This window comes from Streptomyces sp. NPDC031670 (genome assembly GCF_055580545.1).
The window spans coordinates 10,572-27,696 of record NZ_JBVILC010000028.1; the positions used below are offsets into that span (position 1 = coordinate 10,572).

14 protein-coding genes and 1 CRISPR repeat array are annotated in these 17,125 nt (G+C 68.4%); of the genes, 11 read left to right on the plus strand and 3 right to left on the minus strand.

What is annotated here, in order from left to right; all coding sequences use genetic code 11:
* The first annotated feature begins 582 nt into the window (after nucleotides 1-582).
* The 10 genes from ACZ5ID_RS33040 to ACZ5ID_RS33085 all read left to right on the plus strand — a co-directional run bounded on the left by ACZ5ID_RS33040 (nucleotide 583) and on the right by ACZ5ID_RS33085 (nucleotide 14,014).
* The gene (locus ACZ5ID_RS33040) at nucleotides 583-657 is read left to right on the plus strand and encodes an excalibur calcium-binding domain-containing protein (protein ID WP_468905550.1); all 75 of its coding nucleotides are present in this window, start codon (nucleotides 583-585) and stop codon (nucleotides 655-657) included.
* Nucleotides 658-1,214: 557 nt separating this feature from the next.
* Nucleotides 1,215-1,671: a CRISPR direct-repeat array (repeat unit 29 nt; unit sequence CTGGTCCCCGCGCAGGCGGGGGTGAACCG).
* Nucleotides 1,672-2,014: 343 nt separating this feature from the next.
* Nucleotides 2,015-2,464 carry an HD domain-containing protein gene (locus ACZ5ID_RS33045; RefSeq protein ID WP_468905413.1) on the plus strand — a complete coding sequence of 150 codons (450 nt, stop codon included), beginning with the start codon at nucleotides 2,015-2,017 and terminating at the stop codon, nucleotides 2,462-2,464.
* An 86-nt stretch (nucleotides 2,465-2,550) separates the two neighbouring features.
* Nucleotides 2,551-2,970, plus strand: coding sequence for a type I-E CRISPR-associated endoribonuclease Cas2e (cas2e, locus tag ACZ5ID_RS33050; protein WP_468905416.1), 420 nt, complete (start codon nucleotides 2,551-2,553; stop codon nucleotides 2,968-2,970).
* 1,132 nt (nucleotides 2,971-4,102) lie between these two features.
* Nucleotides 4,103-6,829, plus strand: a complete 2,727-nt coding sequence (locus ACZ5ID_RS33055) for a CRISPR-associated endonuclease Cas3'' (RefSeq protein WP_468905418.1) — start codon at nucleotides 4,103-4,105, stop codon at nucleotides 6,827-6,829.
* Nucleotides 6,830-6,866: 37 nt separating this feature from the next.
* Nucleotides 6,867-8,501, plus strand: coding sequence for a type I-E CRISPR-associated protein Cse1/CasA (gene casA, locus ACZ5ID_RS33060; RefSeq protein ID WP_468905420.1), 1,635 nt, complete (start codon nucleotides 6,867-6,869; stop codon nucleotides 8,499-8,501).
* A gap of 29 nt (nucleotides 8,502-8,530) precedes the next feature.
* Nucleotides 8,531-9,205: a type I-E CRISPR-associated protein Cse2/CasB gene (gene casB, locus ACZ5ID_RS33065; RefSeq protein WP_468905423.1), complete on the plus strand. Its 675-nt coding sequence runs from the start codon at nucleotides 8,531-8,533 to the stop codon at nucleotides 9,203-9,205.
* A 23-nt stretch (nucleotides 9,206-9,228) separates the two neighbouring features.
* Nucleotides 9,229-10,404, plus strand: a complete 1,176-nt coding sequence (gene cas7e / locus ACZ5ID_RS33070) for a type I-E CRISPR-associated protein Cas7/Cse4/CasC (RefSeq protein WP_468905425.1) — start codon at nucleotides 9,229-9,231, stop codon at nucleotides 10,402-10,404.
* Nucleotides 10,401-11,225, plus strand: coding sequence for a type I-E CRISPR-associated protein Cas5/CasD (gene cas5e / locus ACZ5ID_RS33075; protein ID WP_468905428.1), 825 nt, complete (start codon nucleotides 10,401-10,403; stop codon nucleotides 11,223-11,225). Before cas7e ends, cas5e begins: the two co-directional genes overlap by 4 nt.
* Nucleotides 11,222-11,896: a type I-E CRISPR-associated protein Cas6/Cse3/CasE gene (gene cas6e, locus ACZ5ID_RS33080; protein ID WP_468905430.1), complete on the plus strand. Its 675-nt coding sequence runs from the start codon at nucleotides 11,222-11,224 to the stop codon at nucleotides 11,894-11,896. The genes cas5e and cas6e overlap by 4 nt, the downstream gene beginning before the upstream one ends.
* Before the next feature lie 1,644 nt (nucleotides 11,897-13,540).
* On the plus strand, nucleotides 13,541-14,014 hold the full coding sequence (locus tag ACZ5ID_RS33085; RefSeq protein ID WP_468905432.1) for a hypothetical protein: 474 nt from the start codon (nucleotides 13,541-13,543) through the stop codon (nucleotides 14,012-14,014).
* Here the strand turns inward: ACZ5ID_RS33085 and ACZ5ID_RS33090 are convergent.
* The 3 genes from ACZ5ID_RS33090 to ACZ5ID_RS33100 form a co-directional block, all read right to left on the minus strand.
* The gene (locus ACZ5ID_RS33090; protein WP_468905435.1) at nucleotides 14,009-14,278 is read right to left on the minus strand and encodes a hypothetical protein; all 270 of its coding nucleotides are present in this window, start codon (nucleotides 14,276-14,278) and stop codon (nucleotides 14,009-14,011) included. The genes ACZ5ID_RS33085 and ACZ5ID_RS33090 overlap by 6 nt on opposite strands.
* A gap of 199 nt (nucleotides 14,279-14,477) precedes the next feature.
* The gene (locus ACZ5ID_RS33095; RefSeq protein WP_468905437.1) at nucleotides 14,478-15,029 is read right to left on the minus strand and encodes a GNAT family N-acetyltransferase; all 552 of its coding nucleotides are present in this window, start codon (nucleotides 15,027-15,029) and stop codon (nucleotides 14,478-14,480) included.
* Between the two features lie 13 nt (nucleotides 15,030-15,042).
* Nucleotides 15,043-16,278: a hypothetical protein gene (locus tag ACZ5ID_RS33100; protein ID WP_468905439.1), complete on the minus strand. Its 1,236-nt coding sequence runs from the start codon at nucleotides 16,276-16,278 to the stop codon at nucleotides 15,043-15,045.
* Between the two features lie 172 nt (nucleotides 16,279-16,450).
* Between ACZ5ID_RS33100 and ACZ5ID_RS33105 the strand changes: the two genes are divergently transcribed.
* Nucleotides 16,451-17,089, plus strand: a complete 639-nt coding sequence (locus tag ACZ5ID_RS33105; RefSeq protein ID WP_468905441.1) for a DUF6415 family natural product biosynthesis protein — start codon at nucleotides 16,451-16,453, stop codon at nucleotides 17,087-17,089.
* The last annotated feature ends 36 nt before the right edge of the window (nucleotides 17,090-17,125 follow it).

Genomic DNA, 17,125 nt, shown 5'->3' on the forward strand with positions numbered 1-17,125 from the left:
ACCCCCCCCACCCCACTCTCCCCTCCCCCCCCCCCCCCAACCAAACAAACCCCCCCCCCCCCCCCCCCCACCCCCCCCCCCCTCCCACCCCCTCCCCCCCCCCCCCCCCCCCCCCCCCCCCCCCCCCCGCTGCGGGGGCATCGGCGCTAGCGCGCCGGGGCCGGGGGTGGTGGTGCACCGAAGGGAAGGAGCGATTCGTCGGGAGGAAGGCATGAGCCGGATGGACAGGGTCCGCCGCAAGTGGTGGACCCGCTGGTATTTGTGGGTGGTTGCTGCCGTGGCTGGTTTGTTGGCCCTCGGCATCTTTTCCCATCCCGATCAAAGCCCTGCCCCCGCACCGGTCCCGCTCGAATCCTTGAACACCGCGCGCTCTTCGCCACCCCCGGTTCCGACGTCGGTCCCCCCTCGCCTCCGCCCTCGCATCCGCGTGAGCCGGAGCCCACGGTGACACAGACCATTCCGGCACCAGCCGTGCCAGGCCGCCCTCCACCCCTGCCCGGTCACCAGTAGTACCCCTACCGACGTGTACTTCGAGAACCGCGCCGAGGCCCGCGCGGCCGGAGCAGCCCCCTCTCACGAGGCCTGCCCGGCTACCGGCCTGGCCTTGACCGAGACGGCGACGGCGTGGCATGTGAGCCCTACCGGCCGCACGTCTGACGCCGCCCCCGTGAGCCGAGCTGATTCGCCGGTCACGGCCAGACCACAGCGTAGTGAGCTGGTCGCCGCGCAGCCTGGGGTGACCCGAGCGGGCATCGAACAGGGGGACGGCCGGGGCGCTGATCGCCGCGCTGAACCGGCCTCGACAGCTAACCCGCTGTTCACGGGCCACCAGGCGGGCTCGTGTTCGAGGCAGAGTTCGACGGCGCCGTTGTCTGCTGTTCACCTCCGTGCGGTCGGTCGACCTGGTGCTGTTCCAGTCGCGGCGCCGGAGCCTGATCCTCCGGCGCAGGAGGGTGCACACACAGGCCACGTGAAAGCCGGAGGCGCGGAGAGCGGCAGCACCTGGGGGCGGCTCCTCCCCCTGTGAGACCGTGCTGGCACGGAGGTCTTCGTGTGAGACCCGCAGTTGCGGCAGAGGCGCCTTCGTGGAGCAAGCGGGGGTCTATCATACAGCGGTTGCGGAAGGCGTCGAAGGCGAGTCAGGAGGTTCTGATGATGCCATCTGAGGTGTGCCAAGAAGTTGCAAAGCCCCTTTAGCGTTGCAGGTCAGGAGCCTGGTCCCCGCGCAGGCGGGGGTGAACCGCTGCTTGACGAGCGAGACGACTCCCGCGACGGCTGGTCCCCGCGCAGGCGGGGGTGAACCGGACTGCGCCGCGTCGTCGTCGGTGAGGGGCTCCTGGTCCCCGCGCAGGCGGGGGTGAACCGAGGGCGTCTACCTGGTCCGCCGGTTCGGCCGCCTGGTCCTCGCGCAGGCGGGGGCGAACCGCCAGGGGGCGACAGCCGGGCGCGGTTGGTTGCCTGGTCCCCGCGCAGGCGGGGGTGAATCGCGGGTCACGGGGCTGTTGCGGGAGCCGGTGCCCTGGTCCCCGCGCAGGCGGGGGTGAACCGTTCTGGGATCACGGCACTGAGGTGTGGGAATTCTGGTCCCCGCGCAGGCGGGGGTGAACCGCGGCACGTCTGGCAACCGCACATCGAGGGCCGCTGGTCCCCGCGCAGGCGGGGGTGAACGGGCTCGGCTGGAGGCGCGGAGTTGCGGTGCCTCTCCAACTCGCCGCTCGGGGCATGCGGATGCCGGGTCTCATCGCGGGAGCGTGAGGTGCGAGGTGGCTCTGGTGGGATGGTGGGTCAGTTGTTCGGTTTGCTTGGCGGGTCCTGCGCCCAGTGGTGGGTGTGTGGCGGTTCAGGTTGGTGTGGCTTGGGGTGGGCTGCGGAGCGTGAAGGCTCGTTGCGGCATCATCAACTGGCCGGAGAGCAGGGGGCGGTGCATGTCGCGGGGGCTGGCCTGGTGCGTTGTCGCATTGTCATTGGCGTGTGGTGAAGTACTCCCTTGCTGCCGTGTCGGAGTGAGGGAGTGATGGTCGATACACGCTTGTGGGGGAAGTCTGAGGGACTGCCGCTGCCCTACCCGCTGGTAGGTCATCTGGTGGATACGGCAGTGGTGTGCGGGACGGTGTGGGATGCGGTGCTCTCGCCCGCCCAGCGGCGTTGCATCGCCGAGGCGTTGGAGGTCGGGCCGGGTGAGGCTCGGCGGCTTTGCACGACTCGCCATGCCCGGAGGCCATGGCCCGCCGGAGCTTTCGGGAGGGACTGCGCCTGTACAAACTGCTACCGAAGATCGTCTCCGACGTACAGTCGCTCCTTGCCCCCGACGAACCTCACCTCCTCCCGGAAGGTCAGGAAGTTCAATTGGTCAACCTGTGGGACCCCGAGGCCGGTTCGGTTCCCGCAGGAGTCAACTACGCCCCACAATCAGCATCCTTCCTTCCGTGCGCTGATGACCAGGGGGCGTCGCTGGACGGGCTAGCCTCCCAGAGGGCAGACAAGACATCAGCCCTGCAGGAACCACCAGAGACCGATCTCCCGCCTCCAGAAAGCCAAGGAGGTTGAACCATGGCGAATCTGACTGTCCTGGCCACCACCGCGGTACCCGACCATGTACGGGGTGCCCTCACGCGCTGGATGATCGAACCGACCCCGGGGCTCTATGTCGGAACGCTCTCTGGACGCGTCCGCGATGAGCTCTGGCGCGTCGTCAGCGCCGCTGTTGGCAGTGGAGCCGCCGTCCTCATCCACCCCGAGGCCAATGAGCAAGGCTTCGCACTGCAGACCGCAGGCGAGCGACACCGAATCCCTGTCGATCTTGAAGGAATCACACTGATCGCATTTCCGGCCGGAATAGTGTTAAGAACTTGCAAACCCGGTATAAAAGGCCAGGTCAGGAAGTGTGGTCCCCGCGCAGGCGGGGGTGAACCGGCGAACACGGCGAAGGACGTGGCCGACCTCGCGTGGTCCCCGCGCAGGCGGGGGTGAACCGGAAGTTGGGGCGTAGGCGCTTTCGACGTCGGCGTGGTCTCTGCGCAGGCGGGGGTGAACCGCGTGCGATGTCGCTCATGCGCGACCCCCACGCTGGTCCCCGCGCAGGCGGGGGTGAACCGCGGGCAACGTCACCCCGGCCGCCTCACTTCTGGTCCCCGCGCAGGCGGGGTGAACCGTACGGAGGCTGACATGGCGCTGGGATCGGTCGCTGGTCCTCGCGCAGGCGGGGGTGAACCGACACCGACGTCGCAGCTTGGCGCGAACGGTGGCTGGTCCCCGCGCAGGCGGGGGTGAACCGAGGGCGGGGTCGGTGGTGACGCGGCGGTACAGCTGGTCCCCGCGCAGGCGGGGGTGAGCCGGTCTCCAACACCAACACCAGCTTCGCGACGAACTGGTCCCCGCGCAGGCGGGGGTGAACCGGCGTCGTGCCGGACGCAGCGCATCGGATCGCACTGGTCCCCGCGCAGGGGCCCCCTTGGCATAGGGAGGCCCGCTGGTCCCCGCGCAGGCGGAGTTGACCGAGGCCTCCGGGGCAAGTAGCGCGCGAAGGCGGTAATGAACGCGGCGTACTGCGCGTAGAGGCTACGCGCGGAAAGCGGACAGGCTCAGGACCAGCAGCGTTGGGTCGACTTCGGCTGTGTGGAGAGCGGCCAGCCTGCGGGGCATCGCCATTGTGCAAGGAGGTGACGGACCCCTGGGGTCCGTCACCGATGGCTCAGAAGAGCCAGCTGACGAGTTCGCTGATCAGGACACGGAGTACCGCGCTGACCACGATGCGGGAGACCTCGAGGAGGACCTCGCGTCGCTGGACGAACTTCTGCCGGAACCTGGACACTGTTTCTCCATAGCGCCTGCAGGGCCGAGGTTGCGCCACATCCCTCGAGAGGGTCGTGCGTTCATCTCGGTCTGCTGTCGGCTGGAGAGCCAATGGGATTCCGCGCACCTCCCAGGGAGACGTGCAGCAGTAAGTACTCTACGCGCAGGGCCAGTTCGCGTGCCTGCGGTTGTCTGGATTCCCCTCCGTCGGTCCTCGTGGGGCGCGGCAGGGCGACGGGATGTTGCAGGTCAGGGCCGCTCTGTTGTGTCCTGCTGTGGGACCTGTGCTGAATCTGTGACAAGGAGTGCTATGCCGCTGGATGCCCGTCTTTGGGGCAAACATGCTGGATTGGGCAAGGATGCTCGCGGTGCAGATCGCACGCATCCTTTGATCTGTCACCTGCTGGACACGGCGGCCGTTGCTGAGCTGGTCTGGGATGAGCTGCTGACCGCGTACCAGCGGAGCATGGTGGTGCAGGCGCTGCAGGTTTCGCCTGGGCAGGCGCGTGTGCTGGCGGCATTTTGGGCGGGTTTGCATGACATTGGGAAGATCAGTGTGCCGTTCCAGCTGCATCCGAATGGACCGAGGCGTGCGGACAAGAGGCTGCAAGCCCAGGAGCTCAGGGGGGAGGCGGGGTACGGGTTCGGTGCTGGTGCTGCGCAGGACAGGCAGTCGCATGAGGCGGCGGCGCACTGGTGGCTGGCGGGGGCGTTCAGGGAGAGTGGCTATCCGGCTTCGAGGCGGCGTCCGCAGTCCCGGCTCAGCCATGCGGTGGCCCAGCTCCTCGGTGGGCACGGTGGGCGTTTCCACCCGGTGGTCTACGACAAGGACTTACGGTGCCCCGTTGCGCGCCACCCCGGTATGGGCGCCGGCAATTGGGAGGAGCAGCGCCGGCTCCACTTCAATGAGGTGCGCAGAGTGGTCGGGGCGGTCTCGGTTCCGCAGGGGCGGATGACGAGCGGGGCGGCTGTTGTCCTGACGGGCTTGGTGACCTTGTCGGACTGGCTGGCCAGTATCGAAGAGGAGATCCTGACCCGGCTCAGGGACGAGGGATGGGCTGGAACCCCCGAAGACCTGGACGCCTACTGGCAGATCGCCCGCACGGCGGCTCGCCGTCTGGTCCAGCAGGCGGACCTGCTGGGGACGGGCTTCGCCCGGCCGCCGGAACCTGCCCAGGGCATGGGGGAGACGGGTCTTGGGGAGAGCATGGCGCGACAGGTGCCTGAGCTTGTAGCCCAACATGGTCCGGGCTTGGTGGTCGTGACGGCTCCGCCGTCAGAGATGCGTACTGAAGCGATCCTTCGCGCAGCGGCCGTCCTTGGGCATGCATCGAACGCGCGGGGCCTCTTCTACGCGCTGCCGACCGGTTCAGCGGCCGACAGCCACATGGCGCAGGTGCACGCGTTCGCCAGGCAGGCGCTGACCGGGCCTCGGCGGTCGCTGCTGCTCCACAGCTCTTCCCGGTTGAAGCCGGTGGAAGCCGCGGAGCAGTGGGCGCACGCCAACGCAACCGGGGGAGTCAGCGCGGAGCCTGGTGAGGAGTGGGCCCTGACAGCGAACAGCTGGCTCAATTCCCATCACCGCGCGCTGTTGGCTGCACTCGGTACGGGGACGGTGGACGAGCTTTTGCAGGCTGTGCTGCCGGTGAAGTTCAACGTCATGAGGCTCTTTGCCCTTTCCGGCAAGGTTGTCGTGGTGGATGAGGCCCATGCCCGTGGCGCCTGGGGGCAGAAGCTGATGCTCCGGTTCCTGGAGTGGGCGGCTGCGTTGCGGATACCGGTAGTCCTGGCCGCGACGGCCGCGGACAAGTCCGTGGATGCGATGCTGGCGTCCTACCGCCGAGGCGCAGGCGGCGGTCAAGAGCCGGTAACCCAGCCTCGCCGGTCGCCGGGGTGGTCGTTCGTGGACGCCCGGTCGGGAGACGGGCACCTGCCTCAGCAGCCTGCCGAGACCACACACGCCCGCACGCTCGGCATCAGAGTCGTCGACAGTTCGCCGTACGGGGAGATCCAGTCGGCTGTTGCGCCGATGGCCTCTGCAGGCAACGGACGGGCCGTCGTCTATCGAACCACGCCGGCAGAAGCGATCCGCACGTTTCACCAGCTCACACAGGATCAGCCCAGCCTTGAAGTGACCCTGATCCATGAACAGATGCGCAACAAGGACCGGTGGAAGCGGCTTGCGGCCTGCCTGAACGCTTTCGCCCCCGATGGTGGAGTCGCCGGCCCTTCCGTGCTGGTGACGACGCCGATGCTGGAACATGTCCGGGGCCTGCACTTCGACCTCGTCATCTCTGGACCGGCACCGCTCGCGGACTTGCTGGCCCGCGCGGCGCAGAGCACGAGTGATCGGCCGAGGCTGGTGGTGCTCCGGGCGGACAGCGTCTCCACAGGCGATGACGCCGCGCTGGTACGGCGCACTGACCTGCTCCTGGGATCAGGCAGGACCATTGCGCTGCCTGAAGAACTGCCCCTGCTGCTGGATGAGGTGTATGCCGACGACCTCGTCGGCAGGTTGGGGGAGTCCGGGGCTCGTGAGCTCCAGCAGCTCGACAACCAGCGCGCGGTTCGGGAGCGCAGAGCCGGCGGTACTGCGGGGTGGCTGGCGGTGCCTGGGCCGCGGGAGCTCGACGGTGACCTTGGGCGGCTGAGCCGCGATCACCCGGGTCTGGAGCCCGAGCTGCTTTCCGCGGTGCTCGGTGAGGACATGATTCATGTGGTCTGCCTCTATCCCGGGCTCAACAGGCAAGGGCAGATGGTGTACCTGCTGGAGGACGGCGTCCTAGAGCAGAAACTTGATGGCGGTCCCAAGGGGAGACCGAATTCGGGCCAGCTCGTTCCGTATCTGATACCGGTGCCGAGGCGACTTGTCGAGGGCGTGGAGGGCGACGCCAACCGTGCCTGGCGCAACATGGCCGCTCTCCAGAATGTTCTCCGGCTGAACCTGAAGCAGGACGACGGTGAGTGGGTGTACACCAGTCCGACGCACCGTATCTGCATGAGTGAACTCGGCCTGAAAGTTGACCGGTTGGCGTAACCGGCCACACTGGCCGGGCGCGCCCTTCTACCATGCGGTGAAGTCCGACCTCGGGGGGAGGGGCGTGTCCACATCTGCGTCCAATCTGATCGACCAGCCATGGATTCCGGTCGCATGGCTGGATGGGGAATCAGGCCCGTCTCACGTGGGCCTCAGGAGCCTGTTCCTGCAGGCCCGTGAGATCCGCGCACTGGCGATACCGGACGCTCCGGCTCACTCTGCTGTGCTGCGCGTGCTGTACGCGCTCACCGCCCGGATCACCGCCCTGGACGAGTCCGGTCCCGGAAGCTGGGGCGATCGGCGGGAGGACATCCTTGAGCAGGGGTTTGTGGAGCAGAGCATCGAACTTTCCGACGGCCGCAAGGCCGGCATCGCCGGCTACTTCGACCAGTGGACCCACCGATTCGACCTGTTCGACCGCGATCGTCCCTGGCTCCAGGACCCCCGCCTCCCCGACCAGTGCGACAGGAACCAGACCGCCGGCGTCCACAAACTGGTCATGAGCCGAGCGGCGGGCAACAACCATTCCTGGTTCGGGCACTGGAGCCATGACCAGCTCGTCCTCCCCAACCTCTCGCAGGCGGCCCTGGCGCTGCTGACCTGGCACTACTGGGGAGCCCCCGGCGGCCTCTCGAGGCGTGCGGTCGGCCAGGTGAGCCACCATTACGCGAAGGCTTCACCACTGCGCGCTGCGCTGTCGTATCACCCGGAGTGCGACAACCTCTTCCTCACGCTGCTGGCAGGTCTGACACCGCCGGACGGCGACGTCAGCCGGCAGAGCGACCTGTGTCCCTGGGAGTGCGACGACCTCCCGGACCCGCTCCAGCCGATGCCCGAGCCACACGGCCCCTGCTCCCGGCTCACCGCCTGTTCCCAGCACGCTCTCCACCTCGTCCCCGACCAGGACCACGAGCACACCGCCGACGCGTACATCACCTGGGCCTACAACGCCGAACGCATCCGGCCGGAAGACGACTACCTGATCTGGGACATCGACAAGGACGGGAAGACCTTCCCCCGCCCCGCACGCGCCTCCCGTTCCCTGTGGCGTGATGTCGATGCGCTTCTGCTCAAGCAGCTGGACGACTCCAGTCCCCTCCAGCCGAAGGTCATGGATCACGCCTTCGACGTCAGCCAGTACTTGCGTGTACGTGCGCTCGGCTTCGAACAGGACGCCAGCCAGGCGGCCAACTATCAATACGTCGATTCCACGACTCCGGTCCTCCTGTCCCGGGTGGAGGAAGACGTGGTGAGCGCGGAGCTGCCCGTCCGCCGGCTTCGTGAACTCGGCGAGCTCTTCGGGAAGCGGCTGGAGCAGGCCATAAAGGAAGCCTGGCTGACGTATACGGATGACAAGAAGAACGATCCGGGAGCCTGGCTGGACGCGGCCATGGCACGGTACTGGCCGTCGGCGGAGGACGAGTTCTGGTCACGATTCCGGCGGCTGAACCGCACCGAAGGTGGCGAGGATTCCGGATTCGATTTCGACGCCACGTGCAGGGCTTTCGGGCGGCACGCGCTCGACGCGTACGAGACGGTGACCGGCTCCGTGACGCGCACCCCACGAGGCGCGAAGGCCGTCACCAGGGCTAAAGCGATCATCCTGGCCGCCCTGAAAGACCCGCACAAGGCGCTGGCGCAGCCGCGCACGAAACGGGCGGCCAACCTGTAGTGACGCCGCCCGCCGACCCGAGGACAGGCATGACCTTCCACGCCCCTGAAGCGAGCAAGCACCAGAGGAATCGTGCTGCATACGCCGCATTCACCGCCCGCATCGAACGCTTGTGCCGCACCGACCCCGGCGCCCGCGCAGCGCTGCGCGCGGGTCTGCGCCGCGACCTGAACCACCCGCGCGCCCGCCCCATGCACCGGCTGCTGACACCGCTCCTGCCACAGGGCTGTGACGACAGATCCGCGCAGGCCCATTACACCGTGGCGTCCCTCATCGCGGCCCAGCCCCGGCACGCCTTCGCGACCGGCCAGGAGGACGACGAAGACACTGCCGTCGAAGTGGAAGCAGCCACGCAGCAGGTACTTCAGGAGGACGGAGAACCCGACAAGGGAGCCGTCGCTCCCGAGTCCACGCGCTACGGCCCGTCGTTCGGTGCTGCGCTCGGCGATGCCGTCATGGCGAAGGGCGCCTCCATGCGGATGAGCGCCGCAGAGAGCCGCATCAACCTCCTGACGCGGCAGAGCCTGCGCGGCATCCACCTCCACCTCCCCGCCGCGGTGAACCAGGTACGCACCACCGACGCCACCATCGACTGGGGCCAATTGCTGACAGACCTCGTCGACTGGCCCTACCAGTCCGGACGCATCAGCCGCCGCTGGCTGCAGGACTTCTACCGGATCACCGCCCGCGCCGACCAGGACTGAACCCCTCACCCCAGGAGATCCCGATGGACCGCAAGCCACGCTTCATCGACATCCACGTCGTCCAGCCCGTTCCCTACGCCAACCTGAACCGGGACGACACCAACTCGGTGAAAACCATGCTCTACGGCGACGCCCTGCGTACCCGCATCTCCAGCCAGTCCTGGAAGCGGGCCATCCGCGACCACTTTCAGGACACACTCGGCGACAACGCGCTGCGCACACGCCGCATCGGCGAGCGGGTCGCCGAAGCGCTCCGCAGCCGCGGATGGGATGAAGCCCTTGCCGAACGTGCGGGCGCGCACGTCGCGGCAGGAAGCAGCATCAAGTGGGAAGTGGCCAAGGGGAAGGACAAGCAGCCCCTCACGAACAAAGTCCTGACCAACGCGCTTGTCTACCTCCCCGAAGACGCTGTCGAGGAGCTCGCTGACATCGCCGAGGCCCACAAGGACGCGCTCACCACGGACTTCACCGGCAAGGGCAAGACCAAGCCCGAGAGCGCCCTGAAAGGAAAGATCGACACAGTTCTGACCCGGAGGAACGGCATCATCAACCTCTTCGGCCGCATGCTCGCCGAGGTCGACCAGGCCGGTGTCGACGGCGCCGTCCAGGTCGCGCATGCCTTCACCACACACACCACCGAGATCGAACTCGACTACTTCGCAGCCGTCGACGACGTCACCCGTATGAGAGGCGACGAAGCCGGCAGCGGTCACATGGGCACCGCCGAGTTCAGCACCGGCACCTTCTACCGGTTCGCCACCGTCGATCTCCAAGAACTCACCAAGAACCTCAGCGACGACAACGACATCGCCCTGGAGGCGGCCCGCGAGCTCGCCGGCCAGTTCCTGCTCTCCTTCATCGAATCGCTACCCCAGGCGAAGAAGAACTCCACCGCCCCGCACACGCTCCCGCACCTGGTCCACGTGGCCGTCCGCTCCGACCGGCCCCTGTCATTCGCCGCAGCCTTCGAAGAGCCCGTACGGCCTGCCGAACACGGCGGCTACGTCGCACGCTCCGTGCAAAGCATCGACGCCTACTCCAGGGCTGCCAACACACTCCTCGGCCCCGAGCGGGTCCTGCACGCGGCACACGCCTCCCTCCAATTCGACAAGCTGGAGCACCTCGGCGAGCGCCACGCGTCCTTCGAGAATCTCGTCACCACCTCCATCGACATCGCTCTCACCCAGGCCCCGCAGTGACCGAAATCCCCGCCCGCGGCCTGCTGCTGCGCCTGGCAGGCCCACTCCAGTCGTGGGGCACCCACAGCAAATACCTGCGCCGCGACACAGCCCGGTTCCCCACCCGGTCCGGCGTCGTGGGCATGCTCGCCGCGGGTCTCGGACGGGAGCGCCAGGCCCCCTTGGACGACCTCACAAAACTGTCGATGACGGTACGCGTCGACCGGCCCGGCGTCGTGCTCTCCGACTTCCACACCGTAGGCGGCGGGCTGCCCGCCGATGAAACGGTGATCACCGTTGACGGGGAACGCAGGACCAAGGGCAAGGGCACTCTCGTCTCCAAGCGCCAGTATCTGGCCGACGCTGCCTTCATCCTCGCGCTCACGTCCGACGATGAAGAACTGCTTCACTCATGCGCCGAGGCCCTGCGCAACCCGCACTGGCCCCTCTTTCTCGGCCGCCGGTCCTGCCCGCCAGAGGGCCCGGTACTGCTGGGAACCGTGGACGATCCGCTGCAGCACCTGGTCCGGATGCCGCTGGCAGCAAGAAGACCGCACGGCGGCCCGCAGCCGATCGAGTTTTACGGCGACAGACCGCTCGGAGTGCTTCCCGTGAACACGGACGCCCCAGACAGCGGTGACGGTGACCACCGCAGCGGCGACGTCGCCGATGAGCCGATGTCGTTCGCACCGCTGGAGCGTCTGTACCGGCCCCGGCCGCTGTACCGGCGTGCCGCCTACCTTCCGGATGCACGATACGCAGGCTTCGGCACCGGCTATGTGGAAAAGCTCCAGAGCTATATCGATACCTACATCTCCCATCCCGAGAGGAGGACCCGGTGACTGTGTGGCTGACCCGCATCCTGCCCTCACCCACTTCTTCCGACGCCCGCCGAGATCTCAGCGGTAGTGCCCAGGGCATCCGATTGCACCAACGTGTGCTGCAGATGTTCCCCGACGAAGTCGAAGGCCCGGCCCGGGCCGCATTCGGAGTGTTGTTCCGTGCTGAGGAAACCGTGCGTGGACCGCAAATCCTCCTGCAGAGTCGCCTAAAACCAGTTCCCTCCCGCCTGCCGGCGGACTACGGAAAAGTCGAAACGCGCATCCTCGACTCCTTGCTGGCGCAGCTACACAAGGGGCAAATCGTCAACTACCGCTGCGTGGCCAATCCCGTGCGCAAACCAGGAGCCGCCTCTCGGGCGGCGTACAACCTCCCTCCGGTCGTCGCCTTGAGCGGCAATGCTGCCATTGAATGGTGGGAACGCCAATCCACCGCTGCTGGTTTGGAACCTCTGCACATCAACGCCCAGCCGCTCGTCGCGGTCCACGGCCTGCGAGGTCCCAACGGTGCCGCCGCAAAGCAGCAAATTCAGCATTCCCGCACACAATTCGACGGGATAGCCCGAGTCCTCGACGCCAACCTGCTCCGTGAGAGGCTCGCGGCAGGTATCGGCCGGGGCAAGGCATACGGATGCGGTCTGCTGACACTCGCGCCCATACAGCAGCGGCCGTGAGTGATGGACCCGAAGATGACCTGATGCCTGCCGAGAAGCTGTAGCTACGGCGGAAGGGATCCGCGTACCGGCCTTCTCCGCGGGCTTGCTGGACCCTGGTCTCCCGCGTAGGCGGGGTGAACCGGTGGTACAGCGTTTGGTGGCCTTGAGGCGTTGGTCGTCCCCGCGCAGGCAGGGGTGAAATGACGACGGCAGTGCGGTTCTCGTCGTGCTCACCGTGGTCTGCGCGCAGGCGGGGGTGAACCGACGTGCGTGTATAGGGCGCTCGCTCCGGTGGTGTGGTCCCCGCGCAGGCGGGGGTGAACCGGTCGTCAGCGGCTTCGCCGATGGCATCAAGTCGTGGTCCCCGCGCAGGCGGGGGTGAACCGGACGAGCAACTGGCCAAGGCCCGCACCCGGCAGTGGTCCCCGCGCAGGCGGGGGTGAACCGCGGGACTGCTCCATCACGACGCGGCTGAACATGTGGTCCCCGCGCAGGCGGGGGTGAACCGCAGCGACGGACGCCACACTGCGCGCCAGCGGCGTGGTCCCCGCGCAGGCGGGGGTGAACCGCCGGGCAACGCGGCGGGGCTGAAGGAAGTCCCGTGGTCCCCGCGCAGGCGGGGGTGAACCGGAGGCCCATCATGGGCAGGGACGACATCAACGGTGGTCCCCGCGCAGGCGGGGGTGAACCGACGACATCCGGAGCCTGCGCAGCCTCAGCCCCGTGGTCCCCGCGCAGGCGGGGGTGAACCGAACGCCGCAACCAGTACGGGCGCTGAGGTCGCGTGGTCCCCGCGCAGGCGGGGGTGAACCGTTCACGCAGGACAAGTGGGGGTTCCTCGCGGCGTGGTCCCCGCGCAGGCGGGGGTGAACCGGTGGTGCACTAGGAGGGGGCACCCTGGGCGAACCGTGGTCCCCGCGCAGGCGGGGGTGAACCGACGCCCGTCCCCGGCCGGGACACCCCTCGTGGGTGGTCCCCGCGCAGGCGGGGGTGAACCGAAGCACGGCGGAGACACGCCCGCCACGACCGCGTGGTCCCCGCGCAGGCGGGGGTGAACCGGAAATGATCATGGCACTGAAGCCCGAGTACTCGTGGTCCCCGCGCAGGCGGGGGTGAACCGCCGAGCTTCAGCTTCAGCGGCCTGTACGACGGGTGGTCCCCGCGCAGGCGGGGGTGAATCGTACTCGCGCAGGAGCTCGGCGTCGACGAGATCGTGGTCCCCGCGCAGGCGGGGGTGAACCGGACCCCTCTCCGGGGAGCGAGATCCGCGGGCAGTGGTCCCCCCGCAGGCGGAGGTGAACCGTCGGGAAGCCACGTCTGCACCAGCGGACCACCGTGGTCACCGTGCAGGCGGGGGTGAACCGGACCCCTCTCCGGGGAGCGAGATCCGCGGGCAGTGGTCCCCCCCGCAGGCGGAGGTGAACCGCATCACGACTCGACATCAGTGAGGGCGAGAACGTGGTCCCCGCGCAGGCGGGGGTGAACCGGCGGAGGACGCTGCGCCGGCCCTGCTCATGGCGTGGTCCCTGCGCAGGCGGGGGTGAACCGACCACGTCGGCTTTCTTTGCCTGTCGTGCGTAGTCGCTCCTGCACGGCAGCGAGCTGGATGAATTGACCCCAGTGGTCCTCGCGGCCAGCGACGCCTTACCGTGAAGACCATTGATGTCGATCTCGCCCGGTTTCGCATTGCCTTGTCGCAGACGCAGGCCGGAACACGCCGCGAAGAGGCAGACCGCCATTCCTGACGAAACCGTTGCCCACACGTCGAAGGATGACGCCCTCGGGATTGCGTGGTGGACAGAGGACTCTGAGCGCTGGGACCTCCTGCAGTTCGAAGCAGGCCACGATGCTGCTGGCCTGCCACTTGACCGGTGGTGGAAGGACCGCAGGGACGTCCTGGAGGCGCTCATCCTTACCCCGGGACCGGTCGACCACGACTTCGCCCGCTTCCTCCTGGAGCAGGAGACACGGTTCCACCGCCACTGTTGGGGCTTCAGCCACACGATCGAGACCGCCGCGCTCCTGCTCGCCGAGCACTGCCGACCCGATGACATCTGGCACCTGTGGCAGGCCATCACCACCAGCTTCGACACGTGGTGCGGCCTGCCCCACCAGCTGCTGCTCGCGGGGTCATGAACGATGCGCACGATTGCCTACGTCGCCGGCTCCGACCACGAACAACGGGACAATCTGCTGGGGCACCTCCAGGGACTTGCACAGGCGACCGACGACGACGTCACCACACTCATCGCCGAACGCCGCCGGTACTACGCCGACGCCCTCCGCGAACTGGATGATGCACAGGAGCACGACGATGACCGCTGAATAGCCGTTCTCCAGCACCCCCGTGCCGTCGCCACACGAGGCTGCTGCCCGGTCCGTGCCCGTCTCGGTATCCACGCGGACACTGTGGTCGGCGGCGCAGTGTTCTGGCCGAGAAGGGCGTCGACCCCCTTCCGGGCACGCTCGAAGCCATAACGGTGGTCTTCCGGGACATCGCTGCAGACTGCGTTGCCGGCCGCCACGATGAGCTCGCAGGGCCGACACCGACCGGCGGGACTTGCCCGCCAGTATCCGTAGAGCACTGTCGGTATCTGCCTCAGCGTAAGGAAAGCAGCATGGCGTGGAACAGGGGTGCGTGCGGCAGTTGGGGGCGGAGGTCACCGAGTACGGTCCAGCCCCATGATTCGTACAGGGCGCGCACTTTGGGGTGGTCCTGGTCGACGAGGAGCGTGGCGCGTTCTTCGGGGCGGTGGGCGAGCAGGGTGTCGTGCAGTTGCTTGGCGGCGCCGGTTTTCCGCCAGGGTGTGCGGACCATGAGCTCGCTGAGTGCGTAGGTGCGCTGGCCGGTCTCGTTGGTGATGGCGGGGTCCACGGGGGTGAGGAGGCCTCCCCACCAGCGGGCGTCTTCGGGCAGGGGGGCGCCGTAGGCGTAGCCGACCGGCTGGTTGCCGTGGGCGCGGTCGTAGCCGATGGTGCAGGTCCAGCCGGGCCGGGAGGACCAGCCGTCGAGGCCCTGGGCGAAGCGGTCGACGGTGGCGAACGGGTCGGTGGCGGCCGCGTCGGCGTAGATCTCGGCGTAGAGGTCGAGGAGCAGCGGGCGGAGCTCGGCGGCCTGGTGGTGGTCGTAGTGCCGGATGTCGAGGGACACAGTGGTGCTCCTCCTAGGCGGTGGTGAGGGTGTGCTGGACGGCGGCGAGCCGGGTGGTGATGCGGCGGCTGTCGAGGCTGGTGGTGTTGAGGTCGGCGATGGTGGCGGCGGCCTGTTCGGGTTGGCGTTGGGTCAGCTGGAGTTCGGCGAGCTGTACGCGGTAGAGGGCGCGCTGGCGGCGCATGCCAGTGGGCAGGAGCTGCAGCGTCTGTGTGGTGGCGGCTTCAGCCTGGGCGTAGTTGCCCAGCACGGTGTGGGTGATGGCAGCGAGTCCGCTGATCTCGGCTTCGTTGAGGAAGGCGAGCCAGGACGGGGGAGGAGCGCTGACACGGTCGTAGGCCTTCTCCGCGTTGAGCAGGGAGCGGGCGGCGCCGGTGCGGTCGGCGGTGGTGGCCTGGCTGATGGCGAGGCGGGAATGCAGGAGGGCGGCGAGGTGGGGGTGGTGGCGGACCTGGCGGTGGTCGAGGGCGGTGCGGGTGAGGCGGAGCGCCTCGCGGTGGCGGCCTTCGATGCGGGCCTGCAGAGCGAGATTGGACCAGGCGCGCCCGACAGCGCAGGGGTCGGCGGCCAGCAGCGCGCTCTGCAGGGAGGCGGCGTGCAGCTGGGCGGCGGTGTCGGTCTCGCCGCAGTCGTGGGCGGCCCAGCCGGCTGACGCGTACAGGCTGCAGATAGCGCCGTGCAGGGCCTGCTCGACGCGGTCGCCGTAGCGGCAGTTGTCCAGGGCGGTGTTGAGCCGGTCGATGAAGGCAGTGGCGGTGGAGACGAGCGGGCCGCCGCCAATGGCGAAAAAGTGCGCGTCGAGCCTGGCGGTCTGCTCATGCACGCGGTCCACGTCGCTCATCGACAGGCGGCCGTGGTCCGGGGTGTCGTCGACGCCCAGAGCGAGCGTGACGGTGGCGGTGGTGGATGCTGTGATGAACCGGCGACGCAGCAACGTGACCTCCTTCGGCACGACGGGCGGCTGTCGCGGCGGGGCGGGCAGGGTCGCGCTGCCCTTGCCCCGGGGCACGAATCCCATCGCCTGGGCCGGACGGCCGAAGAGCTGTTCCAGCGCCAGGAGGTAGTGAACCCAGGGCCATCGGACTTGCCCGCTGAGCCAGTACCGCACGTGCCGGTCGCTGCACCGGCGCGGGCAGTTGGGCCCGAACATCTCGGCCAGGGCGTCGTTCAGGGCGTGGGCCAGCGTCCGCTGCGTGAAGTCGAACTCACGCATCAGTTCTGCCAGCTGGCGGTTGGGCACTGGGTCCATGGGGCTCCCCCGGGGGTGCGGGCCGTGACCGCGACGGTAGTCCCGCCGCGCTGGGCGCGTTGGCAAAACTTTCCGGTCCCCCTGCCTGAAGTGCCCGCAATCTCGCCTGACCTCACCCGATCGTGAAGGAGTTATCTGGGCGCAACGAAAACCCCGCCCCCGGGAGACAGCTGTGGCCCACACGCTCACCGACACCACGACCCCGTGGCACGAGGCCGCGACGGTGCCCTGTATGTCCCGCGACATCGAGATCGCCATGGCCCTGGCTGCCCACGCCCCGACCGGACAGGCCGCAGTGCTGGTGCGGGAGCGTCTGCGCTGCCACATCACGCTGCTGGATGGTCCCGCACAGGACCAGGTGCGGCGGATGACGCCGTCCCGCGGGCGGGACGTTGCCGCCCACACGATCCGCCAGGCACGCAGCCTGGCCGGCTCGGGTGGCGATGCCGCGGCTGCGCTGCGCCTGCTGGCCAAGAGCGTGCAGCACTTGATGCGGTACGCCGCGCAGGCACTCCCGGCGCAGCCGCTGCCGCTCCTCAGCGCGGGGGAGGAGCAGCCCGTGCGGCTCGCCCTGGCCCCGCCCCTGCCGCCCTCCGACCAGGAGGCGGACGAGGAGGCGCAGGCACAACACCCATACGGGCGCGGGCATCCGGCCCGTGCCGCTCACAAGGAGGAACTGGTGGAGCGGTCCAAGTCAGAACAGGTCCTGGAGTCGACGGGTCCCGTCGTGGTGGCGCCTGACGGTGCTGCCTCGATCGTCGCGCCGTCGAGCGTCGTGCGGATCGAGGACGTCGAGGACGAAGGCCCCTGACCCCCTGACCCGGGTCTGAGCCCTGAAGAGTGCGGT

What these genes read in the sequence shown, in the direction of transcription:
- casB (WP_468905423.1), top strand. Translation starts at nt 8,531, where the DNA reads ATGACCTTCCACGCCCCTGAAGCGAGCAAGCACCAGAGGAATCGTGCT.
- ACZ5ID_RS33085 (WP_468905432.1), top strand. Translation starts at nt 13,541, where the DNA reads ATGTCGATCTCGCCCGGTTTCGCATTGCCTTGTCGCAGACGCAGGCCG.
- cas7e (WP_468905425.1), top strand. Translation starts at nt 9,229, where the DNA reads ATGGACCGCAAGCCACGCTTCATCGACATCCACGTCGTCCAGCCCGTT.
- ACZ5ID_RS33045 (WP_468905413.1), top strand. Translation starts at nt 2,015, where the DNA reads ATGGTCGATACACGCTTGTGGGGGAAGTCTGAGGGACTGCCGCTGCCC.
- ACZ5ID_RS33055 (WP_468905418.1), top strand. Translation starts at nt 4,103, where the DNA reads ATGCCGCTGGATGCCCGTCTTTGGGGCAAACATGCTGGATTGGGCAAG.
- ACZ5ID_RS33100 (WP_468905439.1), bottom strand. Translation starts at nt 16,278, where the DNA reads ATGGACCCAGTGCCCAACCGCCAGCTGGCAGAACTGATGCGTGAGTTC.
- cas2e (WP_468905416.1), top strand. Translation starts at nt 2,551, where the DNA reads ATGGCGAATCTGACTGTCCTGGCCACCACCGCGGTACCCGACCATGTA.